This window comes from Pseudolysinimonas sp. (assembly GCF_051954455.1).
In the GTDB taxonomy this organism is placed as follows: Bacteria; Actinomycetota; Actinomycetes; order Actinomycetales; family Microbacteriaceae; genus Pseudolysinimonas.
In genome coordinates this window covers 37,591-61,717 of record NZ_JBQCHS010000014.1, presented here as the reverse complement: position 1 = coordinate 61,717, position 24,127 = coordinate 37,591, and the positions used below count along the sequence as shown (strand labels likewise).

The 24,127-nt window shown below is 71.9% G+C and carries 27 protein-coding genes; 10 read left to right on the top strand and 17 right to left on the bottom strand.

Annotated features, from left to right (window positions below):
* Window positions 1-6: 6 nt before the first annotated feature.
* Together ACTHM3_RS05995 and ACTHM3_RS05990 are read left to right on the top strand one after the other, a co-directional pair.
* Entirely contained in the window at window positions 7-405 is a 399-nt protein-coding gene (locus ACTHM3_RS05995) for a PPOX class F420-dependent oxidoreductase (RefSeq protein WP_440405195.1), read from the top strand.
* 43 nt (window positions 406-448) lie between these two features.
* A complete protein-coding gene (locus ACTHM3_RS05990) occupies window positions 449-817 on the top strand; it encodes a hypothetical protein (protein WP_440405194.1) in 369 nt (122 codons plus the stop codon).
* Between the two features lie 4 nt (window positions 818-821).
* On the opposite strand, the gene ACTHM3_RS05985 is transcribed toward ACTHM3_RS05990, so the two are convergent.
* Window positions 822-1,082: a hypothetical protein gene (locus tag ACTHM3_RS05985; RefSeq protein ID WP_440405193.1), complete on the bottom strand. Its 261-nt coding sequence runs from the start codon at window positions 1,080-1,082 to the stop codon at window positions 822-824.
* A gap of 106 nt (window positions 1,083-1,188) precedes the next feature.
* On the opposite strand from ACTHM3_RS05985, the gene ACTHM3_RS05980 reads away from it, so the two are divergent.
* Complete coding sequence (locus tag ACTHM3_RS05980; protein WP_440405192.1) at window positions 1,189-2,460, top strand: GNAT family N-acetyltransferase; 1,272 nt, start codon at window positions 1,189-1,191, stop codon at window positions 2,458-2,460.
* Between the two features lie 15 nt (window positions 2,461-2,475).
* Here the strand turns inward: ACTHM3_RS05980 and ACTHM3_RS05975 are convergent, their stop codons facing one another.
* The 4 genes from ACTHM3_RS05975 to ACTHM3_RS05960 are packed head-to-tail and all read right to left on the bottom strand — an operon-like array spanning window position 2,476 to window position 6,069.
* On the bottom strand, window positions 2,476-4,218 hold the full coding sequence (locus tag ACTHM3_RS05975; protein WP_440405191.1) for an ABC1 kinase family protein: 1,743 nt from the start codon (window positions 4,216-4,218) through the stop codon (window positions 2,476-2,478).
* Window positions 4,219-4,222: 4 nt separating this feature from the next.
* Window positions 4,223-4,780 (bottom strand): PadR family transcriptional regulator, encoded by a 558-nt coding sequence (locus ACTHM3_RS05970; RefSeq protein ID WP_440405190.1) that lies wholly within the window; start codon window positions 4,778-4,780, stop codon window positions 4,223-4,225.
* 57 nt (window positions 4,781-4,837) lie between these two features.
* The gene (locus ACTHM3_RS05965; RefSeq protein ID WP_440405189.1) at window positions 4,838-5,185 is read right to left on the bottom strand and encodes a glyoxalase; all 348 of its coding nucleotides are present in this window, start codon (window positions 5,183-5,185) and stop codon (window positions 4,838-4,840) included.
* Window positions 5,182-6,069 carry an aldo/keto reductase gene (locus ACTHM3_RS05960; protein WP_440405188.1) on the bottom strand — a complete coding sequence of 296 codons (888 nt, stop codon included), beginning with the start codon at window positions 6,067-6,069 and terminating at the stop codon, window positions 5,182-5,184. The genes ACTHM3_RS05965 and ACTHM3_RS05960 overlap by 4 nt, the downstream gene beginning before the upstream one ends.
* 73 nt (window positions 6,070-6,142) lie before the next feature.
* On the opposite strand from ACTHM3_RS05960, the gene ACTHM3_RS05955 reads away from it, so the two are divergent.
* The 3 genes from ACTHM3_RS05955 to ACTHM3_RS05945 are packed head-to-tail and all read left to right on the top strand — an operon-like array spanning window position 6,143 to window position 8,687.
* A complete protein-coding gene (locus tag ACTHM3_RS05955) occupies window positions 6,143-6,685 on the top strand; it encodes a TetR/AcrR family transcriptional regulator (protein WP_440405187.1) in 543 nt (180 codons plus the stop codon).
* A 13-nt stretch (window positions 6,686-6,698) separates the two neighbouring features.
* The gene (locus ACTHM3_RS05950; RefSeq protein ID WP_440405186.1) at window positions 6,699-7,910 is read left to right on the top strand and encodes an MFS transporter; all 1,212 of its coding nucleotides are present in this window, start codon (window positions 6,699-6,701) and stop codon (window positions 7,908-7,910) included.
* Between the two features lie 15 nt (window positions 7,911-7,925).
* Window positions 7,926-8,687 carry a DarT ssDNA thymidine ADP-ribosyltransferase family protein gene (locus ACTHM3_RS05945; protein ID WP_440405185.1) on the top strand — a complete coding sequence of 254 codons (762 nt, stop codon included), beginning with the start codon at window positions 7,926-7,928 and terminating at the stop codon, window positions 8,685-8,687.
* Here the strand turns inward: ACTHM3_RS05945 and ACTHM3_RS05940 are convergent, their stop codons facing one another.
* From ACTHM3_RS05940 to ACTHM3_RS05925, 4 genes are read right to left on the bottom strand one after another with little or no spacing between them, the layout of a single operon-like run.
* Window positions 8,688-8,897 (bottom strand): hypothetical protein, encoded by a 210-nt coding sequence (locus tag ACTHM3_RS05940; RefSeq protein WP_440405184.1) that lies wholly within the window; start codon window positions 8,895-8,897, stop codon window positions 8,688-8,690. It lies immediately after the preceding gene.
* Window positions 8,894-9,079 carry a hypothetical protein gene (locus ACTHM3_RS05935; RefSeq protein WP_440405183.1) on the bottom strand — a complete coding sequence of 62 codons (186 nt, stop codon included), beginning with the start codon at window positions 9,077-9,079 and terminating at the stop codon, window positions 8,894-8,896. Before ACTHM3_RS05935 ends, ACTHM3_RS05940 begins: the two co-directional genes overlap by 4 nt.
* Window positions 9,080-9,087: 8 nt before the next feature.
* Window positions 9,088-9,468 (bottom strand): hypothetical protein, encoded by a 381-nt coding sequence (locus tag ACTHM3_RS05930; protein WP_440405182.1) that lies wholly within the window; start codon window positions 9,466-9,468, stop codon window positions 9,088-9,090.
* Window positions 9,468-9,662: a hypothetical protein gene (locus ACTHM3_RS05925; RefSeq protein ID WP_440405181.1), complete on the bottom strand. Its 195-nt coding sequence runs from the start codon at window positions 9,660-9,662 to the stop codon at window positions 9,468-9,470. Before ACTHM3_RS05925 ends, ACTHM3_RS05930 begins: the two co-directional genes overlap by 1 nt.
* A 128-nt stretch (window positions 9,663-9,790) precedes the next feature.
* On the opposite strand from ACTHM3_RS05925, the gene ACTHM3_RS05920 reads away from it, so the two are divergent.
* The gene (locus tag ACTHM3_RS05920; protein ID WP_440405180.1) at window positions 9,791-11,359 is read left to right on the top strand and encodes an AMP-binding protein; all 1,569 of its coding nucleotides are present in this window, start codon (window positions 9,791-9,793) and stop codon (window positions 11,357-11,359) included.
* A 15-nt stretch (window positions 11,360-11,374) separates the two neighbouring features.
* On the opposite strand, the gene ACTHM3_RS05915 is transcribed toward ACTHM3_RS05920, so the two are convergent.
* The 5 genes from ACTHM3_RS05915 to ACTHM3_RS05895 all read right to left on the bottom strand — a co-directional run bounded on the left by ACTHM3_RS05915 (window position 11,375) and on the right by ACTHM3_RS05895 (window position 15,357).
* On the bottom strand, window positions 11,375-12,049 hold the full coding sequence (locus tag ACTHM3_RS05915) for a histidine phosphatase family protein (RefSeq protein ID WP_440405179.1): 675 nt from the start codon (window positions 12,047-12,049) through the stop codon (window positions 11,375-11,377).
* Between the two features lie 37 nt (window positions 12,050-12,086).
* A complete protein-coding gene (locus tag ACTHM3_RS05910) occupies window positions 12,087-12,338 on the bottom strand; it encodes a hypothetical protein (protein WP_440405178.1) in 252 nt (83 codons plus the stop codon).
* A 77-nt stretch (window positions 12,339-12,415) separates the two neighbouring features.
* Complete coding sequence (locus tag ACTHM3_RS05905; RefSeq protein ID WP_440405177.1) at window positions 12,416-13,156, bottom strand: hypothetical protein; 741 nt, start codon at window positions 13,154-13,156, stop codon at window positions 12,416-12,418.
* 28 nt (window positions 13,157-13,184) lie between these two features.
* On the bottom strand, window positions 13,185-14,039 hold the full coding sequence (locus ACTHM3_RS05900; protein ID WP_440405176.1) for a DUF2510 domain-containing protein: 855 nt from the start codon (window positions 14,037-14,039) through the stop codon (window positions 13,185-13,187).
* A gap of 85 nt (window positions 14,040-14,124) precedes the next feature.
* Window positions 14,125-15,357: a DUF2510 domain-containing protein gene (locus ACTHM3_RS05895; protein WP_440405175.1), complete on the bottom strand. Its 1,233-nt coding sequence runs from the start codon at window positions 15,355-15,357 to the stop codon at window positions 14,125-14,127.
* Between the two features lie 113 nt (window positions 15,358-15,470).
* Between ACTHM3_RS05895 and ACTHM3_RS05890 the strand changes: the two genes are divergently transcribed.
* On the top strand, window positions 15,471-18,053 hold the full coding sequence (locus tag ACTHM3_RS05890; protein WP_440405174.1) for a DEAD/DEAH box helicase: 2,583 nt from the start codon (window positions 15,471-15,473) through the stop codon (window positions 18,051-18,053).
* A 115-nt stretch (window positions 18,054-18,168) separates the two neighbouring features.
* On the opposite strand, the gene ACTHM3_RS05885 is transcribed toward ACTHM3_RS05890, so the two are convergent.
* Window positions 18,169-18,474 (bottom strand): hypothetical protein, encoded by a 306-nt coding sequence (locus tag ACTHM3_RS05885; RefSeq protein ID WP_440405173.1) that lies wholly within the window; start codon window positions 18,472-18,474, stop codon window positions 18,169-18,171.
* A gap of 92 nt (window positions 18,475-18,566) precedes the next feature.
* On the opposite strand from ACTHM3_RS05885, the gene ACTHM3_RS05880 reads away from it, so the two are divergent.
* Window positions 18,567-20,042: an aspartate ammonia-lyase gene (locus tag ACTHM3_RS05880; RefSeq protein WP_440405172.1), complete on the top strand. Its 1,476-nt coding sequence runs from the start codon at window positions 18,567-18,569 to the stop codon at window positions 20,040-20,042.
* Window positions 20,043-20,056: 14 nt separating this feature from the next.
* Here the strand turns inward: ACTHM3_RS05880 and ACTHM3_RS05875 are convergent, their stop codons facing one another.
* A complete protein-coding gene (locus tag ACTHM3_RS05875) occupies window positions 20,057-22,555 on the bottom strand; it encodes an ATP-dependent DNA ligase (protein ID WP_440405171.1) in 2,499 nt (832 codons plus the stop codon).
* Window positions 22,556-22,613: 58 nt separating this feature from the next.
* On the opposite strand from ACTHM3_RS05875, the gene ku reads away from it, so the two are divergent.
* Window positions 22,614-23,459 (top strand): non-homologous end joining protein Ku, encoded by an 846-nt coding sequence (ku, locus tag ACTHM3_RS05870; protein WP_440405170.1) that lies wholly within the window; start codon window positions 22,614-22,616, stop codon window positions 23,457-23,459.
* A 344-nt stretch (window positions 23,460-23,803) separates the two neighbouring features.
* On the opposite strand, the gene ACTHM3_RS05865 is transcribed toward ku, so the two are convergent.
* Window positions 23,804-24,073, bottom strand: coding sequence for a DUF7218 family protein (locus ACTHM3_RS05865; protein ID WP_440405169.1), 270 nt, complete (start codon window positions 24,071-24,073; stop codon window positions 23,804-23,806).
* Window positions 24,074-24,127 lie beyond the last annotated feature (54 nt).

Sequence of the window (24,127 nt, the reverse complement as noted above, 5' to 3'; positions counted from 1 at the left end):
GGAGGCATGAGCGACACCGTGATCCCCGCCGACCTTCGGCACCTCCTCGAGCAGCCGAACTACGCGGCTCTCGGCACGATCCGGCCCGACGACACGGTGCAGGTGAACCCCATGTGGTTCCTCTTCGACGGCGACCGCATCCGGTTCACGCACACGACCACGCGGGGCAAGTTCCGCAACCTGCAGCACAACCCGTCCATGGCGATCTCGATCACCGACCCGGAGAACCCGTTCCGTTACCTCGAGGTGCGCGGCCGTCTCGTCGAGGTCGAGCCGGATCCCGAGGGCGCCTTCTACGTGCAGCTCGCGAACCGCTACGGCGACGCGGAGGCCGAGGCACCCGCCGACAAGGCCGACCGGGTGATCCTCGTCATGAGCGTCGAGAAGACGACCCGCCAGGGCTGAGGGAATCCCCTTGCGCGGATCCCGCGGCGTGGGAGTCTGAGGCATGGACGCATCCCGCCCCGACCCGGACCGCCCGCCGGCGCGCGACGAGACCCGCCTCACCGAGCAGCCGTCGCTCACCTTCTCGACGGGACGGATCTGGCTGATCGTCGGGGGGTTCTTCACCGCGATCGCGCTCGGCGTCCTCGTCCCGCAGGCATTGCTCGGGCTGCCACCGGTGGGGCTGCCGCTCGTCGCGGCGGTCCTGGTCGGGGTCCTCTACGCGCTCATGTACGTCGTGCGGTTCGCAGTCCCCGTGACCCGCCTGCGTCGGCGCCTCGGCTGGATGGCCGTGCTCATGCTCGCCATCGCGGTGGTGTCGCTCGCCACGGTGATCGTGGTCGCTTTCTCCAGCTGGAACGCCGCGGGGTAGCGCCTCAGGACTCCCGACCGACGTCGGGGCTGCCGCTGTCGGAGGGGTCGTCGTCCTCGCGCAGCACGATGTCCTCCGGCGGGACCCGGTCGTCGCCCGGGCCGTACGTCGGCTCGGCCTCCGGCTTCTCCGCCCCGTTCGGGCCCGCGAACGAGTCGACCGGCTCGACGGTCTCACCGGCGACGGCGTCGTTGGTCGTGGTCTGCATCGCGCGCTCGGCGTCGCGCGGGGAGTCGTCGAACGGGGTGTCGGAGGTGTCGGTCATGGGGCGACCGTAGGTCGTTCCGGGGGAGGCGGGAGCCGACGCTCAGGGGACGCGCACAACTCACGGGCAGCGGGCCGTCGTCCGACCCCCCCCGTAGCCTGGCGGCATGAGCGTCGACGCACGTACCCGAGAGATCCAGTCCGCTCCGATCGACGAGCAGGCCGCCGCGAAGCTCGCCGCGAACGGCTACGAGCTGCGCGTGGTCGACTCCGCCGATCGGGAGGCGGTGGATCGCTACCTGCAGGCCGAGGCGCGCGGATTCTTCGGCCCCGTGATGACGCGCGAATCGCTCGACGCGCACGCCGCCGAGTTCACCACCAACCGTCGGCTGACCGCCGTGTACGACCCCGAGGGCGCCGACCCCCTCACGCCGATCGCGACCTCGAACTCCTGGATCGGCCCGCTCACGATCCCCGGCGGTGAGATCCCGGCGTGGGCGATCAGCGGGGTGACCACGGCCCAGACCCACCGGCGTCGCGGCATCCAGCGCCAGATCATCGAGGCGGAACTGCGCACCGCGCACCGGCTCGGCGTGGCGATCGCCATGCTCACGGTCTCCGAGTCGTCCATCTACGGGCGCTACGGGTTCGGCGTCGCGGCGCTCGCGGCGGAGTACCGCATCCGTACCCGCGGCCTCGCCTGGACGGGACCGGTGCCCGCCGGACGGCTCGACTACATCCCGGTGCGCCGCTGGCGCGACCAGGCTCCCGCGCTCTTCGAGCAGCTGCGCCTGCGCGCCGCCGGTCAGGTCGCGCCGTTCGGGATGAGGTGGGATCAGGTTGCCGGATTCCAGAGCCGGAAGGGCGACACGTCCGACGAGCGACGTGCGGTCCAGTACCGCGACGAGTCCGGCGAGTTGCGGGGGATGGCGATCTACACGGTCTCCGAGGACCCCGACGACTTCACCGCGCACCGTGTCGCGGTGCTCAACGTCATCGCCGCGAGCGACGACGCCTACGCGGCGATCTGGCGTTTCTTCGTCGAGATGGATCTCGTCGCCACGGTGACCTACGACCTCGGCGCCGTCGACGAGCCGATGCGGTGGATGGTCTCCGACTTCCGTGCCGTCGAGGTCAAGCCGTTCGACATGCACTACCTGCGCGTGCTCGACGCGGCGACGGTGCTCGGATCGCGCTCGTACGAGACGGACGGGGAGGCCGCGTTCCGCGTGATCGATGATCTCGGGATCGCGAGCGGCTCCTACGCGTTGACCGTGTCGGGCGGGCGAGGCGCGGTATCGGATGCCGCGGAACCGGCCGACCCGATCGAGGTGGCAGAGCTCGGCGCGGCGATCGTCGGCGCTCCGTCGCGGAAGGACGACGCGCTGGGCCGCCTGCTCGAAACCCGGCGCGCTCCCGCGATCGGGTTCTGGTATTGAGACGCCGCCGGACGCCTAGGGGCGCATCCTCCACGTGACGATCACGTGGAGGAGGGGAACGGCCGACACGGCGATCAGGATCCAGCCGAGCACGTCGTCCGCCGGCCGCGCCAGCACGCCGGCGAACAGCAGGGCCGCGAACACGATCGCGGAGACGAGTCGACCGATCGTGCGCTGCATCGACCGGAGCCCGCGCTCCACGTCCGGCACCTTGACCGCGACCTGCCCCCGATCGAAGCGGGTGATGAGCTCGTCCATCCGCTGGGGAAGGCGCAGCATCGTCGTCGCGTAGCCGACGGCCTGCTCACCGAGTGACCGCAGCGAGTCGGCGCCGCTCGGGCGCAGGATGGTGCGGGCGAAGGGGTCGACGGAGTCCCACATGTTGAACTCGGTGTCGAGCGCGCTCGTGTCACCGGACACGAGCGAGATGGTGCGGATCAGCAGCAGGAAGTTCTCCGGCAGCTGGAAGGGGAGAGCTCGGATCGTCTCGCCGAACTGCCGGGCGAACACCTCGAACTCGCGCGGGTCGATGCGCTGCAGCTCGGCGATGCCCATCCCGCCGAAGCGACCGAAGAGCGCCGTCATCGCGCGCTCCAGCTCGTCGCGGTCGGCGGTGGGCAGCAGGATGTCGAGCCGGTCGAGCGAGGCGATCAGCCCCCGGCTGTCGCGCCCCACCGCGGCCAGGATGAAGTCGCGCAGGCCGGCGCGCAGGGTCGGCGAGATCTCGCCCATCATGCCGAAGTCGACGAACGTCAGGCGGAAGGCCGGGGTCGGCGAGGCGGTCTCCGACTCGGCCGACGCGGCTGGCGCCGGCGTCACGAAGATGTTGCCGGGGTGCGGGTCGGCGTGGAAGAAGCCGTGCACGAAGATCTGCTGGAAGGTGACGCGAGCGAGCTCCTGCGCCACCGTCACCGGATCGATGCCCGCCGCCTGCAGCGCCGGGACGTCGGTGATCTTGATGGCCGTGACGTCCGACAGCGTGAGCACGCGCAGCGCCGTCCGCTCCCACACCACGACCGGCGCGCCCACCGCGGAGTCTCCGGCGAAGTCGGCGGCGAAGCGCTCGGCGTTGGCTGCCTCGTGCAGGTAGTCGATCTCCTGCAGGCTGGTCAGCGCGAACTCCTCCACCAGCGCCGGCGCGTCCGCGCGACTGGAGACGAGCCGCACGCGCATGAGCCAGCGGGCGACGCGGCGGAGGGCAGCCAGGTCGACCGCGACGACCTCGTCGATCCCGGGCCGCTGCACCTTGACGACGACGTCGGTGATGCCGAGGTCGGCCGCGATCGCGGGGGAGAGGCGGGCGCGATGCGCCTGGCCGAGGGAGGCGGCGGCGATCGGCACGGGATCGAAGGAGGCGTAGGCGCGTTCGAGCGGCATCCCCAGCTCGCGCTCGGCCTGGATGCGGATCGCGTCGAACGGCTCGGACGCCACCTCGTCCTGCAGCCCCTCGAGCTCGCGCGTCACCTCGGGCGGCAGGATGTCGAGGCGGGACGAGAGGAACTGCCCGACCTTGATCATGAGCCCTCCGAGCTCGGCGGCCAGGCCGTGGAACCGGCGGGCGAGACGCTGAAGACGCGGCGTGCGGCGGCGGGCGGCGAGCCTGCGCAGGCCGAGCGTCGGCAGCGCGATCTCGAACCACCACAGCTGCGCGAGCGTGATCGACGCGAAGCGCAGGATGCGGCGGTAGCGTGCGCGGGCGGCGACCGAGGAGGTCGTGGCGGCGGGCGGGGCGCCCACGGGTCCGCCGGTGGGCGGCATCCGGTCAGTCCTCGGCGAGGATCGCGTGGAGCTTGCGACGCGCCTCGTCGATGACCTCGACCGCGCGGCGCCGCTGCTCGTCGGAGGCGCCCGGCCCGAAGCCGCCGACCGCCTGTGCGAGTCGCGCGCCCGCCCTCGGCAGAGCGAGGTCGCGCTCGCGGTCGAATCCGCGCGCTCGCGTCGATGCGGCCGCTGGGCCGGTGGCCCCGTCGCCCGCGGTCCGGGTGTGCGCGGACGCGGCCGCGCGCCCGGCGTCGGTCAGCGACCACACCTTGCGCTCGCCGTCCTGCGTCGCCGTCGCCAGCCCCTCGTCGGCGAGCAATTGCAGGGTCGGGTACACCTGCCCCGGCATCGGCGACCACGTGCCGGCCGAGCGCATCTCGATCGCGCGGATCAGCTGATAGCCGTGCATCGGTTCCGTCGCCAGCTCGAGCAGGATGGCGGCGCGCACATCCGGCGCGGACCCGTCCGCCTCCCGCGGCGTGAACGCCTCGCGGATCCCGTCGACGGCGCGGCGGAGATCGAACTCGGGCAGCTCGAAGCCGGAGGATGACGTGCGCATGCGCCCAGGCTACGTCCGCCGGCTGGACGTCGCTGCCGGTCGCAGCGGCCTCCCTGACTAGTTCTCCGGCCGGTTCGCGAACCCCTGCGACCACTCGGGCAGCTCCTGCAGGGTGAAGGTGTTGCCGTCGGGATCGCGGAAGGTCACGAAGCGACCCCAAGCCAGCTCCTGAACGTCCTCCGCATCGACGCCCTTCCCCCGCAGCATCGCGAGCGCGGCATCGGCGTCGCGCACCACGAGCTGGACCCCGCGGAGTGATCCCGGCTCGGCCTCGACGAGCCCGCGTCCGAATGCGATCGAGCAGGCGGAGCCCGGCGGCGTGATCTGCACGAAGCGGATCTCGTCGGAGGGCGACTGGTCGAAGTCGATGTTCCAGCCGATGCTCGCGTAGAAGTCGCGGGTCACCCGGCGACGGCGTCGAGCGCGGCCACCACGTCCGCCGGGAGTTCCAGCCCGCCCGCCGCGAGGTTCTCGCGCAGGTGCGTCGACGTGCGCGTCCCGGGAATGAGCAGCACGTTCTCGCGGTGCTGCAGCAGCCAGGCGAGTGCCACTTGCGAGGGCGTCGCACCGAGCTGCGCCGCCGCGGTCGTCACCTCGGGCAGCGCGGTGACCGACATGAGGCGCCGGTGCGCGTCCGGCACGTTGGGCCCGACCTCGAATGCGCTCCCGAGCGGGAAGAACGGCACCCACGCGACGCCGTGCTCGGCCGCGAGCTCGAGCGACGGCTCGTCCTCCCGCGCAGCGAGGTTGTAGGCGTTCTGCACCGCGGCGATGCCGACGGGCAGGGCCTCGCGGAGCTGATCGACCGACACGGTCGACAGCCCGATCCCCGTGATCGCGCCCTCGTCGCGGAGGGCTGCGAGCTCGGCGAGCTGGTCGTCGATCGGCACCACCTGGTCGCCGGTCGCGAGGATGCCGGGAGCGCGGTCGGCCCGCCGCAGGTAGACGAGGCCGAGCCGGTCGACGCCGAGCGAGCGCAGGTTCGCCTCCACCTGGGCGCGGATCTCGGCAGGCTTCTGCGCGGCCCGGAGATCGCCGTCGGGGGTCTCGATGGCGCCGACCTTGGTGGCCAGGACCAGGTCGTCGGCGTAGGGGTGCAGCGCGGCGCGGATCAGCTCGTTCACACCGGTGTAGAACTCGGCCGTGTCGAGGTGACGCACGCCGAGATCGATCGCCTCACGGAGGAGATCGACCGCGGCGGCGGGGTCGGCCTCACGGAGTTGCATGGCGCCGTAGCCGATGCGCGGGACGTCACGGCCGGCGAGGGGGAAGACGGGGGACAGGGACACGGCGGGCTCCTTCTGGTAGAAACGGAATCAGTTCCATTTCGACCGTAGCATTGAAAACGGAAGGACTTCCGCTTTGGCCGAGCGCGCCGACGCCGTCCGCAACCGGGCGCGAATCCTCGACGCCGCCAAGCGCGTGTTCGCCGATCCGCGCCTGCCGCACGGCCCGGAGACGGTGGCGCGCATGGCCGGCGTGGGCGTCGGCACGCTGTACCGGCACTTCCCGAACGCGGAGGCCCTCGCGGCGGCCGTCTACGAGGACGAGCTCGCGCGCGTCGCGGACGCCGCGGAGGAGCTCGCCGCCACGCTCTCGCCGCCCTCCGCGCTGCGCGCCTGGATGGACCGGTTCGCCGAGCGGATGGCAGGCAAGCGGGCGATGGGCGACGCGCTCCGCTCGGTGGTCCGCGGGGACGAGCGCATCGCGGCGACGCGGGCCCGCCTCGCCGACGGCGTGCGGCGCATCCTCGACGCCGGAGCGGCCGACGGAAGCTTCCGCCGCGACGCCGACGCCGACGATCTCATCGCGGCCCTGCTCGGCATCACGATCGCGACCGCCGACGACGAGGCGCGCGCGGCGCGGCTCATGGACCTCCTGGTCAGAGGGGTCGTCGCCTCCTGAGAGACTGGGAGGGATGACGACCGCGCCCGCCGCCCCGTTCCGTCGCGGGGGCCTCGTCCTCCTCACGATCGCGATCGTCTTCTCGGCCGCGAGCGTCCGCGCGCCGATCGTCGCGGTCGCCCCCGTCGCCCGGACCATCGCCCACGACCTGCAGGTCGGCGCCGGCGTCGTCGGGCTGCTCACCACGATCCCGGTGCTGCTGTTCGCCGTCGTCACGCCGCTCGCGGTCTGGGTGTCGCGGCGCTTCGGACCCGAGTTCACGCTCACGCTCTGCCTCGCGGGCGTCGTCGTCGCGTGCCTCGTCCGCTCAGCAGGCGGACTCGGCGCCGCCCTGGTGGGGACCGCGCTGCTCGGCCTCTTCATCACGTTCGGCAACGTCGTCATCCCCGTGGTCATCTCGCACGAGTACCCGCCGGCGCGCGTGCCGACGATGACCTCCGTCTACACGGCCTCCATCAACGTCGGCACGATGACGGTGACGATCGCGACCGCGCCGCTGCAGCCGCACCTCGGATGGCAGGGCGCCATCGCCGTCTGGGGTGCGTTCGCGCTCGTGGCCCTGGCCGTGTGGGCGGCGACCCACGGGGTGCGCGCCGCGATGCTGCCCGGGCATCCGGCGTTCACCGCGCCGATCGCGACCGCCGACAACCTCCCGCGCCCGGTGCTCCGGACCCCGGTGACCTGGCTGCTCGCCGCGGCGTTCGGCGCCCAGTCCTTCGCGTACTACGGCATGAGCGCCTGGCTGCCGACCCTGCTCGTCGACCACGGCTACGCGGTCACGGTCTCCGGCGCCATCTCCGCCGTGTTCCAGGTGTTCGGGATCGCGGGGGCGCTGCTCTCGCCGGTCGCCGCCCGGCGCGGCGGCGTCACGATGGCCGTCCTGCTGTGCGCCGCGTGCTGGGTGGTCGTCGTGGTCGGCTTCCTGGTGAACCCCGACCTGTGGTGGCTGTGGTGCGCGGTCGGCGGCCTCGGCCAGGGTGCCGGGATCACGCTCGTCATCGTCATGATCGTCGGCTTCGGGGGAGGCCGGTCCATGGTCGCGTCGCGCTCGGGCGCCGTGCAGGGCATCGGCTACGTCGTCGGCGCGGTCGGCCCCACGGTCGTCGGCGGGGTGCACGACGCCACCGGCGCGTGGACGCTGCCGCTCGTCGTGGTCCTCGTCGTCGTGCTCGGCTTCGCGGCGGCGGCCGCCTCCGCCGCGCGCCGGCTGCCGGCGCGATCCTGACGTACGGTGGTTCCGATGGCCGAATGCATCCACGGGCTCGACGAGGGCCTCTGCGACATCTGCTATCCGCGCACCGTCGCGGCTCCCCGCAGCACCCCGCGTGCCGCCGCCACCCGCCCGCCGCGGGCGGCCGCGCCGAGCCGCGCGCGGTCAGCGCCCCAGACGCAGGCGGCTCCCTCGGTGCTGCTGAGCGCCCAACGGATCTACCACGTGACGCACGTCGCCAACCTCGAGATGGTCGCGATCGACGGCGCCCTGCGCGCCGACGCGACGCCGGAGGTCGACCTCTCCAGCAAGCTCGCCCGTGAGATGCGACGCAGCGCCCCGCTCGCGAGCGGAGGCACGGTCGCCGATCGCGTGGCGTTCTACCTGAGCCCCGAGGCCGATCGCTGGCGGGAGGTCCGCGACGGCGCCGCCGGCACCCACTGGTCCGACGCCGCGCGCGCGGCCAACCCGACGGAGTTCGTCGTCCTCGTCGCCGATGCGAAGTCGGCGGGGGGCGACGTCGTGCTCGCGGACGGCGACGCGGCCGCGCCCGCGACGCGCTTCGCCCACGGCATCGAGCAGGGGACGCAGCAGCTGCGCCGCATGCGCTCGCTCGATCCCGCCTACGCGGCCGCGGAGCTGCTCGCCCCGAACCCGTTCCCCTTCACCGGGATCGCGCTGATCGGCGTGCCGCACGAGCCGATGCGCGACCGCGTGCGCGCGATCCTGCGCGAGGTCGGCGGGCACGCGCCGAAGGTGGCCGTCTACCCGCCGTGGTTCCAGCGAGGCTGATCAGCGACCCGGGTCGCCGTCCTGCGGCGGCTCCTCGCCGCTCGCGTCGCCCGGCAGGTCGCGTCCGCCGGCAGCATCGGCGTCGGAGTCGCCGAGGAAGCGCTGCGCCGTCTCGCTGAGGGTGTTGAGCACCCCCGGCTGCTCGCCGTCGATGTACCGCTGATCGGCGTCCGGGGCGAGGCCCTCGGTGTTCTCCTGCTCGTCGCTCATGGCGTCTCCTCTCCGCGGACGGCGTCGCCGTCCGTCAGCTCGTCGTTCCCGCTCGCGCCGAGGTCGTCGTCCGCGCCGCGATCCGGCTCGACATCGGTCCGGTCGGGCGCCTCGTAGGCGTCGATGCTGCGCGCCGCGTCGGCGAAATCGGCGCGGGCCGGGTCGTCCTTCTCGTCGGTCATCGCGATCCTCAGTTGTTCGACCGACCGAAGAAGGACTCGGTCGGCGGGTTGGGGTCGGAGTCGTCGAAGGGCCGCGGCTCGACCGGCGCGGCGTCGTCCAGCGGCACCGTCGGCTCGCTCGGCGGCACCGGGGACGGCTCGTCCGGTGTCGGGTCGGGCTCAGGCGTGCCGGGGCTCGGCTCGAGCGGGATCACCGGGTCCGGCGGGTCGATCGACGGTGCATCGGGGTCCGACGCGGTCGGCTCGGCGGGCGCGCCGGGGGAGGACGGGAAGTCGGGGTCGATCGACTCGGGCTCGAGGCTGGACGGGTAGTCCTCCGCGGGGATGGTGGAACCGTGGCCGGGGAGGTCCTCGTCGGGGAACTGCGGCGGGATGGCGTCGGTCGTCATCAGCTCGCCTCCGATCCCGCGGCGTCGTCCGGCAGTTCGTCGGCCGGGCTCTCGCGATCCTCGGGTCCTCCGACGATCGCGCCGGTGTCGAGGTCGTCGCCGGACTGGAGGTCCGGTCCGACGTCCTCGGTGATGTCGTCGTGCTCCGCCGCGAGGTCGATGTCGTGCGTGCGGGGGTGCGGGATGTCGCTCATGGGGGTCCCCTTCCGTGGCCTCCCACGGTCGTCGCCCCTCCCAGTCCGTTCAACCCCTTGACGCGACCGTTGCGGCAATCTCCAGGGTGAGGGAGGCTGACGACAACCCGACGATCGAAGGAGATCGAATGTTCCGCAGCCCGTTTCCGGACGAGACCATCCCGAGCAGTTCCGTCTTCGACTTCCTGTTCGGCGGGTTGAGCGACGAGGACGCGGCGCGGATCGCCCTCGTGGATGGACCGAGCGGCGCGGAGACGAGCTACGGCGAGCTGCGGCAGCAGATCCTCCTGTTCGCGGGCGCCCTCGCCGCCCGCGGTATCGCGCCCGGCGAGGTCGTGGCGCTGCACTCGCCGAATGCGCCCGCGTTCGCCGTGGCGTTCCACGGCATCCTCCGCGCCGGAGCCGCCGCGACGACCGTCAACGTGCTGGCGACCGCCGAGGAGATGGCGCGGCAGCTGCGCTCCTCGCACGCGAAGCTCGTGCTGACCGTCGGCCCGATCGCCGACACCGCGCGGTCGGCCGCCGAACAGGCGGGCCTCCCGGCCGACGCCGTGCTGGTGCTGGACGCCGAGGACGGCCTCCGGGCCATGCTGGGCGAGGGCCGGTCCGCGCCGGAGGTGACCTTCGACCCGGCCACGCAGGTGGCGGCCATCCCGTACTCGTCGGGTACGACGGGCTTCGCCAAGGGCGTGCAGCTCAGCCACCGGAATCTCGTCGCGAACGTCGTGCAGTGCACCCGGTTCCTCGACATCACGGCGGACGACCGCGTTCTCGCGTTCCTGCCGTTCTTCCACATCTACGGGATGACGGTCCTCCTCAACATCGCGCTCGAGCGACGCGCGACCCTGGTCACGATGCCGCGGTTCGACCTCCCGCAGTTCCTGCAGCTGATCCAGGAGCAGCGGATCACCTTCGTCTTCATCGCGCCGCCGGTCGCGGTCGCCCTCGCGAAGCACCCGCTGGTCGAGCAGTACGACCTGTCCAGCCTGCGCGGCATGATGTCGGGCGCGGCGCCGCTCGACGAGGCGCTCGGCACCGCGGTGGCCGACCGTCTGGGGATCACGATGCAGCAGGGCTACGGCATGAGCGAGCTGAGCCCGGTGTCGCATGTCATCCCCGGCCATCTCCTCGCCGAGCTGTCGGTCGGGTCGGTGGGTCTGCTGCTGCCGAACCAGGAGGCGAAGATCGTCGACGTCGACTCCGGGGAGGAGGTCGAGGCCGATCCGACCGGGCCGAGCGCACCGGGTGAGCTGTGGGTGCGGGGGCCGAACGTCATGCTCGGCTACCTCGACGACCCCGAGTCGACGGCGCGCACCATCGACGCCGACGGGTTCCTGCACACCGGCGACATCGCGCTGGTGAACCCGGACGGCAGCTTCCAGATCGTCGACCGGCTCAAGGAGCTGATCAAGTACAAGGGCTACCAGGTCGCCCCGGCGGAGCTCGAGGCGCTGCTGCTCACCCACCCCGAGATCGACGACGCCGCGGTCGTCGCGGCGGCGGACGAGGAGGCGGGGGAGATCCCGAAGGCCTTCATCGTGCGCCACCCCGGATCGGAGGTCGACGAGGAGACGATCATGGGATTCGTCGCCGAGCGGGTGGCGCCCTACAAGCGGGTGCGCGCCGTGGGCTTCATCGACGCGGTGCCGAAGTCGTCATCGGGGAAGATCCTGCGGAAGGACCTCAAGGGGAAGTGATCACCAGGGGCGTGGTCAGCGGACGTCCTCGATGCTCTCGCCGGTGACGTCGTCGGCACGAGGGTCGCGCAGCTCCATGCCGCCGACCGGCTGACCCGCCCAGCTCTCCACGATCCAGCCGCCGTCGGGGTCGCCGTCCAGGATCACGACACCCGTGTTGTCGAGGCTGCTGAAGGCCGCGTAGTCCGGCGGCAGGTTGCCGGCGCGCACCGCGCACCACACCCGGATCGCGGCTCCGTGACTGAACGCGACGGCGGTGCCGCCCGCGTGCGCCGCCGCGATCGCCCGGATGTCGGCGTCGTAGCGCGCGAAGAAGGCGTTGCCGTCGGTGCCGCCCGGCATCCGCGGCGACAGATCGCCGCTGCCCCAGGCCCAGGCGACCTCGAGGTAGCTCCGGACGGCGTCGCGGTCCCGGCGGTCCTCCAGGTCAGCGGCCTCGATCTCGTGGAGCCCCGGCAGCACGGCCGCGTCGGGGAGCCCGAGCGCCGCGGTCAGGGGGCGGGAGGTGAGCTGGGTGCGGAGGAGGATCGACGCGTAGACGCCGTCGATCGACTCGCCGCGGAGGGCGTGCGGCACCGCGGCCGCCTGCTGCTCCCCGAGCGCGGTCAGCCCGGGCCCGGGCGGCGCGGTGTCGAGCGCGCCGACGACGTTGGCGGGTGTCTGGCCGTGCCGGACGAGGAGGAGTCGCATCCCGCTCAGCCTCCCATGCCGCGGTGAACGCGAGCCGTCACTCCAGCTCGTGGCCGTCGCCGACCTTGCCGCCTTCCACGAGCGCGTCCGGGTTCGAATCCGACGGCGCGGCATGCGGCCTGGTGGGCATGGCCTCCATGTCGACGGTCACGCTCGTCCCCTCGGAGATCCGGGCTCCGGGATCGATCAGGCGCTCGCGGCGGCCCGGTGCGCTGTCGCCGCCGTTCGGCAGACCGACGGGATACTCGACGTCGTCGTCGCCGGCGTGGGAGAGGTGTCGTCCAGCCATGCCGACAGGGTAGGCCCGACCCCGGGATGCCCGACACCCCGTCGGCGCTTGCCAGCACCCTCGGAGGAAGGTCGCGACTACTCCCGCTCGGGAGCCGGTCGCAGCCCACCCAGCCGTTGCCGTGCGGCGCGCACCACCAGCACGACGACGACCGCGACGATCGCCGCCGAGACGAGTGCCCAGATGACGATGGCGACGATGCTGTGCAGCGGCCACAGGATCCAGATGACCGTGACGAAGTAGCCGATCCCGGCCGGAACCGCGGCGATGAGGAGCGCGCGGCCCGGCACCCAGCCGAGGACGTAGAGCCCCGCCCAGAAACGCGTCCAGGGCGTGATCCGGACGGGGAGGAGGGACAGCGCCGTCGGCAGCACCGTCACCGGTCCGATGACGTTGCACGACCACTCGGAGGTGGAGAGCCTCTCGTGCCGATAGCTCGGGCGCAGGCTGCGCCCGACGTAGGTGAAGGAGAGCACCGCGAGGGGGATGCAGGCGAATGGCAGCGCGAGGAAGACGTATCCGAGCAGCGGTGCGATGAAGCCTCCGAAGAACACGATCGACAGGATCGCCAGCAACGGATCGAAACGGCCGAGGATCTCGGAGGTCGGACCCGCTCCCGTCGAGACGAGTCCGGCCGGGAGTGCCACCGGAAGGGCGAGCGCGACAACCGAGAGCGCCGCCCACACGAGGCCGATCAGCAGGTAGCCGAGCGGGCGGAGGGCGACGGCGGCGGCGGGGGGCTTCGCGGCACGTTCGGCGCGAGTGGCACGCTGCGCGCGCGCCACGGAGGACGCCGGGTTCGGGCGCATCGTTGCCACGTTCGTCTCCTGGGCGGTCGGATCGACGTCAGACGGCGCGGGCCAGGCTGAACGCGCCGTCGGCGGAGTCGATGCTGACCCAGACCTGGGTCGGGACCCCGCGGGTGGTCGTCGCCTGGCACGCGAACACGGTGCCGGGGGCGATGCTCTCGACGACGGGCGGGCAGCTGACCGAGCCGAGGATCTCGGTGCTGACGAATCGCAGCTGCGCCTCGCGCTGGATCCCGATCGCGAGCGTGACGTTGCGCACCGCCCCGGTGGAGAACAGCACGCCCGGCACGATCAGCCCGAGCACCGCGGTGACGGCGAAGATCACGACTGCCGCCGATCCCGGCACCCGCAGACGTCGCGCGATGAGGTAGCCGAGCGGGGTCAGCAGGGCCCAGAGCGGGCTCGGCGCCGCGAAGCCGCGGGCCCGCAGCTGGCGGCTGTCGGACAGCGCCCACAGCAGGCCGAGCAGGTACGGCACCGCCAGGATGAGCGCCACGAACGGGCTGGGCGCGACGTAGAAGTAGACGTAACCGGCACCGAGCGCGAGCACGAACGCGATGACGGGCAGCAGCGCGATGAGCCACACGACCCCCGTCTGACTGCGGACGGGCTCGGACGCCGAGCGCCCGCCCTCCGCCTCGATCGCCTGCCGACGGGTGAGCTGGGGGAGCGCGGCCCGCGGCTCCTCAGGGACGGCGGCCGAGGTCCTCGTCGAGGTCGGCACGACCGCGACCGACCCGGTGAGCGCGGCGGCGACCTGCCCCGATTCGAGCCCCGGCTTCGGGTTGGTGTGCTCGGTCCAGGCCACGCCGTTCCACCAGCGCACGCGGCCGACGTCCGCCGGATCCTCGTACCAGCCCGCGCCCACGACGCGGATCGCCTGGTCGGTCATCTGCCGCCTGCCGTCCTTCCGCCGTGTGCGTTTGCGAGTCTAGGGAGGCGTCGTTCGGCGGTCGCCTCCCCGTTCGGGGTGTCGATCAGCTCGCGCTGAAGACACCCCAGTCGTCGACGTGCCAGTCGATCCAGCCGTTGAGTCGCTGCAGGCTCACCGTCACCTCGAAGCGCTGCACGTCGCCGTTCATGCGCGTCGCCTGGCACACCATGTTCTGCTGCACGAGGAGCGGTGGCACCGTGGGGCACTCCACGCGGATGTCCGCTCCGAGGGCGGCCGCGTCCGACTCGATGGCGATCTGCGCCTGCTGCGAGAAGGTGGCGGGCGCGACCTGCATGACGAGTCCCGGCACCGCGAGGATCGCCGCGAGCAGGAGGCCGCCGAGCACGAGGAAGGTGAGGAGCGGCCCGAAGCCAGTGCCGGTCTCGCGGACCGTCCGCATGAGGCGCGCGATGAGGTAGACGAGCACGCCGAGAACGGCCCAGGCCCAGGAGGCGGGGCGCTCGAGGCCGCGGCGGCGCAGCATCGCATTGTCGACGACGGCGAGCACGATGCCGCCGACCCAGGTGACCGCGAACATCGCGATCCCCGCGACGAGCGACTGGTCGGTGCCGCCGCTCGCGAGGAGCAGGACGAGACCGACCATGAGCATGTAGACCGGCAGCAGGGTCATGATCCAGACCGGCGCCGTGCCGAGGTGGAGGCCGGACTCGAGGCGGTGCGACGTGCGCTCGCGGAGGGGCGCGGCGTCGGGCTCGGCGACGGAACGCGGCTCGGGGAACGCCTCCGCCCCGGCGTCGGGCACGAAGCTCGCCGTGCTCGCGCTCGCGTGGGCGAAGGCCGAGCGCGGGGAGCTCGGTGCACCGAGCAGGTCGTCGAAGCGTGTGCCCAGGTCGTAGGCCGCGCCCGTCGGGGCCTCGTCGACGAGGCCGGATGCGGCGAGGCGGGCGGCGGGCGACGGCTCGGCGACCGAGACCTGCTCTCGCTCCGGCGCCTCGAGCGAGAGCATCGGATCGCCGAACGCGGGCGCCGTCTGCGGGGTGCCGAGAACCGAATCCGGCTCGTCGGCGCTGCGCTCGCGCTCACGGCGAGCGCGACGGCTCAGCTGGATCGTCGCCTCGTCGATCTCGTCCCCGACGGTCTCCGGCTCCGGGTCGGCGTAGGCCAGGCGGGTCGCCGGTGCCTCCTGAGCCACCATCGGCTGCCGTGCGTCCGAGACGTGCTCGGTCCACGCGTGGTTGTCCCACCAACGCAGCTGGGGCAGCCCGAGGGGATCGGGGTACCAGCCCGCGGGAACGCGCACGTCCTCGTCTGCCACCGGCCCGCCTCCACTCGACACGCCGGGATTCGGCGTCCTCTCGGATTCTAGGGCGACGGATGCACGTACGATACTGCCCCCGTCCGCCCCCCTCAGGGGTACACGCCCGGTTCGTGGGACGCTGGAGCGTGCTGACCGACGCCCTGCCGCGCCCCTGGGATCCGGACGCTTTCGTGGGCGCGTTCGACGCCTGGGTCCGCGCGAGCGGCATCCGCTTGTACCCCGCTCAGGAGGAGGCGGTGCTCGAGCTGGTGCTCGACCGCCACCTCGTGCTGAGCACGCCGACCGGCACCGGCAAGTCCCTGGTCGCGATCGCGGCGCACGCGGCGTCGCTCGCCCGCGGTCGCCGCTCCTGGTACACGGGGCCCATCAAGGCGCTCGTCAGCGAGAAGTTCTTCCAGCTCGTCGAGGTCTTCGGCGCGCAGAACGTCGGCATGGTGACGGGCGACTCCGCCGTGAACCCCGACGCGCCGATCATCTGCTGCACTGCCGAGATCCTCGCGAACCGGGCGCTCCGGCACGGCGCCGACGGGCTGGTCGACGAGACCGTCGTCATGGACGAGTTCCACTTCTACGCGGACCCGGATCGCGGATGGGCCTGGCAGGTGCCGTTGCTGCTCCTGCACCGCAGCCGCTTCGTTCTCATGTCGGCGACGCTCGGTGACGTGTCGGCGATCGCCGAGGACCTCGAGCGGCGCACCGGGGTGGAGGTCGCCCGGGTGACCGGTGTCGAACGGCCGGTGCCGCTGCGGTACCGCTACGCGACGACCCCCGTGCACGAGACGATCGACGACCTCCTCCGCGACGGCCTCGCGCCGGTCTACGTCGTCCATTTCGCGCAGGCCGCGGCGGTCGAGCGCGCCCAGGCCCTGCTCTCGGCCAAAGTCGCGAGCCGGGAGCAGCGCGACCGCATCGCCGAGGAGATCGCGGGCTTCCGCTTCTCCGCCGGCTTCGGCAACGTGCTGTCGCGCCTCATCCGGGCCGGCGTCGGCGTGCACCACGCCGGGATGCTGCCCAAGTACCGCCGCCTCGTCGAGCAGCTGGCCCAACGCGGTCTGCTCCGGGTGATCGCGGGCACCGACACGCTCGGAGTCGGCATCAACGTGCCGATCCGCACCGTCCTCCTCACGGGGCTCACCAAGTTCGACGGCACCCGGATGCGGCAGCTCACCGCCCGCGAGTTCCATCAGGTCGCGGGGCGCGCGGGGCGCGCCGGCTACGACACCGAGGGCGAGGTCGTCGCCGAGGCCCCCGAGCACGAGATCGAGAACGCGCTCGCCGCGGCCAAGGCGGAGGCGAGGGCAAAAGCCGGCCGGAACGGCAAGCAGGGACCGAAGAAGCGGGCGCCGGAGGGCTTCGTCTCGTGGGGCCCCGCCTCGTTCGAGAAGCTCGTCGCGGGCGTGCCCGAGACCCTCGCGTCGTCGATGCGCGTCACGGCCGCGATGATCATCAACGTCATCGGGCGACCGCACGGCGACCCGTTCGAGGACGTCCGCGCCCTCGTGTTCGACAACCACGAACCGCCGGAGCGGCGGCGCGCGCTCGCGCGGCGGGCGATCCAGATCTACCGCACCCTGCGCACCGCGGGCGTGGTGCGCCAGGAGGGCGGCGGATTCGACGGCACCGCCGTCATCTCACTCGCCCTCGACCTCCCCGAGGACTTCGCCCTCAACCAGCCGCTCTCGCCCTTCGCGCTCGCCGCGTTCGAGCTGCTCGACCCGGATTCGGCCGACTACCCGCTGGACGTGATCTCCGTGCTCGAGGCGACGCTGGACGACCCGCGCGCGATCCTCGTGCAGCAGGAGTTCCGGGCACGCGGCGAGGCCGTCGCGGCGATGAAGGCGGAGGGCATCGAGTACGAGGAGCGCATGGAGCTCCTCGAGGAGGTGACCTGGCCGAAGCCGCTCGCGGAGCTCCTCGAGCAGGCCTTCGAGACCTTCGCGGCGAGCCAGCCGTGGGTGCGCGACTTCGAGCTGTCGCCGAAGTCGGTGGTGCGCGATCTGTGGGAGAAGGCGTTCACGTTCGCCGAGTTCGTCGCGTACTACCAGCTCGGTCGGAGCGAGGGCCTCGTGCTGCGCTACCTCTCCGACGCCTACCGGGCGGCGCGCCAGACGATCCCCGAGGAGGCGCGGACCCCGGAACTGCGCGACCTCATCGACTGGCTCGGCGAGATCGTGCGTCAGACCGACTCGTCGCTCCTGGAGGAGTGGGAGGCGCTCGCGAGCGGGTCGAGCGGCGGCGAAGCCGCGTATCGAGACCTTCCCGGGGATGGTCTCGGCACGGCGCCCTCGGCGGCTGCTCAACCCCCGGTCACGGCCAACTCCCGCGCCTTCGCGACCCTCGTCCGCAACGAGCTCTGGCGCCGGGTGCGCCTCGCCGCGCTGCAGCGCGACGACGAGCTGGTCGCACTCGACCCCGACGTCGGATGGCCGGAGGCCCTCGACGCGTACTTCGACGAGCACGACGAGATCCGCACCGACGCCGATGCCCGCAGCGCCCGCATGGTGCGCATCGACGAGCGGCCGGAGGGGGCGCCCGGTACCTGGCGGGTGCGTCAGGTGCTCGTCGACCCGGCCGGCGATCACGACTGGGGGATCACCGCCTCCGTCGACCTCGAGGCGTCGGCGGATCAGGGGGCGGCGGTGCTCCGCGTCCTCTCGGTCGACCGGCTCGACGGCACGGCCTCGGCACGGTGATGCCGCCCCGGCGCCACGCGGTGCCGCGGCATCGGCATCGGGCGGGGGGTCACCGTGGAGAAGAGGTCGTGCTCGCAGCCGTCGCCGGAGCAGTGCCGGCCTGCGGTCGCCGGGGTCACAGCTCGTCCTCGAGGAGCAGCGGGGGGCGCTCCGGCCGTCTGGGCGCCGGATGGTCGGGCTCGGGGCGGCGGTGCATTCCGACGATCCACCCCGCCGCGAGCGGCATGGAGCCGAGCAGCGCGACCACGCCGAGCACCGCGGAGACGATGGCCGACGTCGGCACGTCGCGATCGCGGCACGCCGCGCGCTCGGCCAGGCACCCGTTCGCGCCGTCGATCGAGATGTCCACGACGGTGAAGAACATCACCGCCAGCACGATCGCGCTCAGCGCGAGAATCCCCAGCACCCGGTATGAGTGCATGTCCTAACCCCCACCGCCACCGTAGGGGCGGCGTGCGGCGCGCCGCGATTCCCCCGTGGTGGTGCCCCCTCAAGGGGTGCTGAGATAGAGCCATGGTCACCACCACCGGACCCGACGACGCGTCCGAACTCCTGACAGGCGACGGTCCCACGAGGACCGAGACCGACTCCCTCGGTTCCATGCAGATCCCCGCCGGGGTCCACTGGGGCATCCACACCGCCCGCGCGCTGATCAACTTCCCGATCACGCGTCGGTCCATCTCCAACTACCCGGACCTCGTGCGCGCGCTCGCGCGGGTCAAGCAGGCCGCCGCCCGCGCGAACCGCGATCTCGGTGACCTCGAACCGGCCAAGGCGGACGTCATCGACGCCGTGTGCGAGCGGATCGTGCACGGCGAGCTGCACGACCAGTTCGTCGTGGGCGCGATCCAGGGCGGCGCCGGCACCAGCACCAACATGAACACGAACGAGGTCATCGCGAACGCGGGCCTCGAGGCCATGGGACTGCCGTTCGGCAGTTACGCCGCGCTGCATCCCATCGACGACGTCAACCGCAGCCAGTCGACGAACGACGTGTATCCGACCGCGATCAAGCTCGCGATGGTGTTCGGGGTCCAGCGGCTGCTCGAGGAGCACGCGAAGCTCACGGCGAGCTTCGCCGCGAAGGGTCTGGAGTTCGGCCACATCCTCAAGGTCGGGCGCACCCAGCTGCAGGACGCCGTGCCGATGACCCTCGGGCAGGAGTTCAGCGGCTTCGCGCACACCCTGCAGGAGGACTACGACCGGCTGCACGAGTGCATCCTGTGGCTCAACGAGATCAACCTCGGCGCGACCGCGATCGGCACCGGCATCACCGCCGACCCCCGCTATGCGGAGGTGGTGCGCCGGCACCTCGAGGAGCTCACCGGCATCCCGCAGGAGACGGCGCCCGATCTCATCGAGGCGACCGCCGACGCCGGCATCTTCATGACCCTGAGCGGCATCCTGAAGCGCGCCGCCGTCAAGCTCTCCAAGATCTGCAACGACCTGCGCCTGCTCTCCTCGGGCCCGCAGGCGGGGCTCAACGAGATCCATCTGCCCGCGCGGCAGGCGGGCTCGAGCATCATGCCCGGCAAGGTCAACCCGGTCATCCCCGAGGTCGTGAACCAGGTCGCGTTCAGCGTGATCGGCGCGGATGCGACGGTCACCGCCGCCGCGGAGGCCGGCCAGCTGCAGCTCAACGCGTTCGAGCCCGTGATCGCGCACAGCATCCTGCAGTCGCTCGCCTGGATGACGAACGCCTGCCGGACACTCCGCGTGAACTGCGTCGACGGGATCACGGCCAACACCGCGAGGCTGGCCGCCGAGGTCGAGACGAACGTCGGCGTCGTCACCGCGCTGACGCCCTACATCGGCTACGCGGCGGCGGCCACGCTCGCCCACACGGCGCTCACCACCAACGCCTCCATCGCGGACCTGGTGGTCGAGGCCGGTCTCATGACCGACGAGCAGGTGCGCAAAGTGCTGTCGCCCGAGCGGCTCAGCGGGATCGAGGCGATGACCGGGGCGATCACGCTGCCGGCGCACTGAGCGCGTCGGCCGGCCTACTCGACCCGCTCGTCCACCACGTCCTGCGGATCCTTGTCGGTGCGCCAGCCGCGCCATGACGGCTGGCGCAAGCGCCCGTCGGCCGTGAGTTCGGCGTACTCGACCTCGCCGACGAGGCTCGGGGTCACCCAGTGCGCGTCCCGTGCGTCCCCGCTCGGCACGCCCTCGAGCGGGCTCGTCTTCCGGCCGATGCGGTCGAGGCGCGCGCGGAGGATCTGCAGCTCCCTTTCGGCGAATCCGGTCCCCACCCGCCCGACGTAGCGGAACCCGTCGCCGTCGCGCACCCCGAGCAGCAACGACCCGACCGTGTCGGCGCGGGCGCCCTTCCCGGGGCGCCAGCCGCCGACCACGACCTCCTGCGTGCGGTGGTGCTTCAGCTTGATCCAGTCGCGGCTGCGCTTGCCCACCCGGTACGGGCTGTCGCGTCGCTTCGCCATCACGCCCTCGAGGCCGAGCTTCGCGCTCGTGGCGAGGGCATTCCTCAGGTCGCGCCCGGCGTCCGGCGGCACCACGATCGAGCCGGCGTCGTGCACCTCGCCGCTCAGCCGCGCACGCCGCTCGTCGTAGGTCGCCTTCGGGTCGTCGAGCACGTCGAAGACGAAGTACGTCACGGGCGTCCGCGTCCGCGCCCGCTCGACGTCGCCCGGCTTGCTGAGGCCCATCCTCTGCTGGAGGAGCCCGAAGCTCGGCCGCCCCTGCGCGTCGAGGGCGACGATCTCGCCGTCGAGCACCGTCGCGCTGCCACGGAGCGCCTCCGGCAGCGTCTCGGCGATCTCGGGGTAGCTCGCCGTCACGTCGAGCCCGTTGCGGGTGCGCAGCGTGACCTCGTCTCCGGTGATCGTCGCGACCGCGCGGATCCCGTCCCACTTCATCTCGTACGCCCAGTCGGCTCCGCCCTCGAACTCGACGACGGAGCCGAGCGTGGCGAGCATGGGCGCGATCGTGTTGGCGCTGCTGCGGCCTCCGATGACGGTCTTGCCTCGGGTCAGCCCCTTCCGCCCCGACGAGACGGAGCGGTGCCCGTGCCACTTCTCGCCGGTGCGCGTGTTCTCCGGGCCGCCCTCGGCATCCCAGTCGACCGGATCCTGATCCTTCATGAGGTGCAGCATCCAGTTCCTGGCGTCGTCGCCCGTCGACGTCTGAATGAGCGCGAGGCGGTGCGAGCCGTGTTTCTCGCCGTGGATGGTCAGGATGATCTCGCCCTTCTGGCCCTCCTCCTTCCGGCCGTGCCCGTCGCCCTCGGTGCCGTCGCGCCACTTCTCGAGGGAGTAGCGGCCGCGATCCCAGATCGCCACCTCGCCGGCGCCGTACTCGCCCTTCGGGATGGTGCCCTCGAAGGTGCCGTAGTCGAACGGGTGGTCCTCGACGTGCACCGCGAGATGGTTCTGCTTCGGATCGGTCGGCACGCCCTTCGGGACCGCCCAGCTGACGAGCACGCCGTCGCGCTCCAGCCGGAAGTCGTAGTGGAGCCGCGTGGCGTGGTGCTCCTGGATGACGAAGTGCGGGTTCGCCGGGTCCGGCTTCCACGTGGGGTCGCTCCCCGCGACGTCGCCGAACGGCTCGGGCGTGACGCCCTTGGTGCGCATCGAGCGGTACTGACCGAGGGAGTCGTCCACACGCCCCGCCGAGAGCTCCGCGAGCGGGTCGCCCTTCTTCTTCAGCCGGGCGAGGACCTCGTCGAACGTCAGGTGGCGCAGCCCCGGCCGTGTCAGCTCCGCCCACGTGCGCGGCGCGGCGACGAACGGCTGCGACCGCCCGCGCAGCGAGTACGGCACGATCGTCGTCTTGGCGCCGTTGTTCTGCGACCAGTCGAGCAGCACCTTGCCGCCGCGCACCGCCTTCTTCATGTCGCTGACGACGAGGTCCGGGTGGTCCGCCTCCAGCGCGCGCGCCAGCTCCTTGGCCACCGCCGACACCTGGTCGCTCGACTGCGAACCGTCGAGCGCGGCGTAGAGATGGATGCCCTTCGACCCGCTCGTCACCGGCATCGGGTCGAGGCCCATGCCCCTCAGGATCCCCCGGACGAGCTTCGCGACCTCGACGCACTCGGGCAGACCCGCGCCCTCGCCGGGGTCGAGGTCGAGGACCATGCGGTCCGGGTTCTTCCGGGCGCCGTTACGCCCGAAGCGCCACTGCGGCACGTGGATCTCGAGCGCCGCCTGCTGCGCGATCCAGACGAGCGTCGCCAGGTCGTTGACGACCGGGTACTCGTTGACGTGGTCCTTGTGCTGGATGCTGCGGACCTTGATCCACGACGGCGCGCCGTCGGGCATGTTCTTCTCGAAGAACATCGGACCGTCCACCCCGCTGACCCAGCGCTTGCGGGTGGCGGGCCGGTCGGCGGCGTGCGGGATCAGGTACTCGGCGACGCGCGAGTAGTAGTCGATCACCTCGCCCTTGGTCGTCCCCGTCTCCGGATACATGACCTTCTCGAGGTTGGTGAGACGGAGCCGATGGCCGCCCACGCTGACGAACTGCTCGGAGTCCTTCGCCATGAGGCGACGCTAGCCAGCGGGGTGTACACCGTCCACATAGCCGGGGAGAATGCTCAGCATGCGGTCCATCTGGAAGGGCTCCCTGAGCTTCGGGCTCGTCAACGTGCCCGTGAAGCTCTACTCCGCGACCGAGGACCACGACGTGCCGCTGCACCAGGTGCACGACAAGGACGGCGGCCGGATCCGCTACAAGCGCGTCTGCGAGATCGACGGCGAGACGGTCGACTACGAGCATATCGCGAAGGCCTACGTCGACGGCGACCAGACCGTGGTGCTGACCGACGACGACCTCAAGGCGCTTCCGGCGGAGCGGTCGAAGGACATCGACGTCGTGGAGTTCGTGCCCACCGAGCAGATCGACCCGATCATGTTCGAGAAGAGCTACTACCTCGCCCCGGACTCGAAATCGAACAAGGCGTACGTGCTCCTCATGCGGACCCTCGAGGACACCGACCGCACGGCGATCGTGCAGTTCGCGCTGCGGCAGCGCACCCGGCTCGCGGCGCTGCGGGTGCGGGACGGCGTGCTCACGCTGCAGACGCTGCTCTACGACGACGAGGTGCGCGAGGCCCGCTTCCCGGAGCTCGACGAGACCCCGCGGATCACCGACGCGGAGCTGAAGATGTCGCGGCAGCTCGTCGACAGCTTCGCGAGCGACTTCCAGCCCGAGAAGTTCACCGACGAGTACCAGGAGCAGCTGCGCACCCTCGTCGAGGCGAAGCTCGAGCAGGGCGACACCGTCGACACCGAGGCGACGTTCGGCCGCGAGACCGAGGGCGGCGGCGAGGTCCTCGACCTCATGGAGGCGCTCCGACGCTCCGTCGAGGAGAAGCGCGGCGCATCGAAGCCCGCCGCGAAGAAGTCACCCGCGAAGAAGCCCGCCGCGAAGAAGAAGTCCGCCTGACCCCTCCCGCGGGTCGAGTAGCCGCGCAGCGGCGTAACGAGACCTTCGTAGGCCTCGTCGATCCGGTCCGACTCGTAGTGCCAGACCAGCAACACCGGCATCCGCTGCTCGTGTCGTCGCCGCCGCGGCCCGAGTGGTGTTGTTCGATCCGGTGCTCGAGATCACGGGTGCTTCCGACGTCGTAGCTGCCGTCACCGCAGCGGAGGATATAGGTCGCGATCACCCGGCGAGCGTCCCAGGCGAACCCTCGTCGCGGGTCGAGTAGCCGCGCAGCGGCGCATCGAGACCTCGCGTGAGCCTGGGGGAGGGGCCTCGATACGCGCCTTCGGCGCTCCTCGACCCGTTCAGTCTCCGTCGCGGAGGAGGGCGATGAGCTTCTGCTTCGGAAGGCTCGAGTAGCCGTGGCGGCCGAGCTCTTTCGCCCGCTTGCGGAGGTCGGCCACCGTCCAGTCGTCGTAGGAGCCGGACTCGCCGCCGCGATGTCCGACCGCCTTCTTCCCGTCCCGCGCTGCGGCGTTCGAGATCCGTGCGGCCTTCTCCTTCGAGTCGCCCTGCTTGCGGAGCTCCTCGTACATGTCGGGGTTCTTGAGCGAGCTGTTGCGCGTTCCTGGCATGTCTCCGCCCTACCGGCGCGGCACCGTCGCCCGCAAGGGGTCGACACCTCTCAG

Coding starts and splice junctions, on each gene's coding strand:
- ACTHM3_RS05995 (WP_440405195.1), top strand. CDS start 7: ATGAGCGACACCGTGATCCCCGCCGACCTTCGGCACCTCCTCGAGCAG.
- ACTHM3_RS05990 (WP_440405194.1), top strand. CDS start 449: ATGGACGCATCCCGCCCCGACCCGGACCGCCCGCCGGCGCGCGACGAG.
- ACTHM3_RS05985 (WP_440405193.1), bottom strand. CDS start 1,082: ATGACCGACACCTCCGACACCCCGTTCGACGACTCCCCGCGCGACGCC.
- ACTHM3_RS05980 (WP_440405192.1), top strand. CDS start 1,189: ATGAGCGTCGACGCACGTACCCGAGAGATCCAGTCCGCTCCGATCGAC.
- ACTHM3_RS05975 (WP_440405191.1), bottom strand. CDS start 4,218: ATGCCGCCCACCGGCGGACCCGTGGGCGCCCCGCCCGCCGCCACGACC.
- ACTHM3_RS05970 (WP_440405190.1), bottom strand. CDS start 4,780: ATGCGCACGTCATCCTCCGGCTTCGAGCTGCCCGAGTTCGATCTCCGC.
- ACTHM3_RS05950 (WP_440405186.1), top strand. CDS start 6,699: ATGACGACCGCGCCCGCCGCCCCGTTCCGTCGCGGGGGCCTCGTCCTC.
- ACTHM3_RS05945 (WP_440405185.1), top strand. CDS start 7,926: ATGGCCGAATGCATCCACGGGCTCGACGAGGGCCTCTGCGACATCTGC.
- ACTHM3_RS05940 (WP_440405184.1), bottom strand. CDS start 8,897: ATGAGCGACGAGCAGGAGAACACCGAGGGCCTCGCCCCGGACGCCGAT.
- ACTHM3_RS05935 (WP_440405183.1), bottom strand. CDS start 9,079: ATGACCGACGAGAAGGACGACCCGGCCCGCGCCGATTTCGCCGACGCG.
- ACTHM3_RS05930 (WP_440405182.1), bottom strand. CDS start 9,468: ATGACGACCGACGCCATCCCGCCGCAGTTCCCCGACGAGGACCTCCCC.
- ACTHM3_RS05925 (WP_440405181.1), bottom strand. CDS start 9,662: ATGAGCGACATCCCGCACCCCCGCACGCACGACATCGACCTCGCGGCG.
- ACTHM3_RS05920 (WP_440405180.1), top strand. CDS start 9,791: ATGTTCCGCAGCCCGTTTCCGGACGAGACCATCCCGAGCAGTTCCGTC.
- ACTHM3_RS05915 (WP_440405179.1), bottom strand. CDS start 12,049: ATGCGACTCCTCCTCGTCCGGCACGGCCAGACACCCGCCAACGTCGTC.
- ACTHM3_RS05910 (WP_440405178.1), bottom strand. CDS start 12,338: ATGGCTGGACGACACCTCTCCCACGCCGGCGACGACGACGTCGAGTAT.
- ACTHM3_RS05900 (WP_440405176.1), bottom strand. CDS start 14,039: ATGACCGACCAGGCGATCCGCGTCGTGGGCGCGGGCTGGTACGAGGAT.
- ACTHM3_RS05885 (WP_440405173.1), bottom strand. CDS start 18,474: ATGCACTCATACCGGGTGCTGGGGATTCTCGCGCTGAGCGCGATCGTG.
- ACTHM3_RS05880 (WP_440405172.1), top strand. CDS start 18,567: ATGGTCACCACCACCGGACCCGACGACGCGTCCGAACTCCTGACAGGC.
- ACTHM3_RS05875 (WP_440405171.1), bottom strand. CDS start 22,555: ATGGCGAAGGACTCCGAGCAGTTCGTCAGCGTGGGCGGCCATCGGCTC.
- ku (WP_440405170.1), top strand. CDS start 22,614: ATGCGGTCCATCTGGAAGGGCTCCCTGAGCTTCGGGCTCGTCAACGTG.
- ACTHM3_RS05865 (WP_440405169.1), bottom strand. CDS start 24,073: ATGCCAGGAACGCGCAACAGCTCGCTCAAGAACCCCGACATGTACGAG.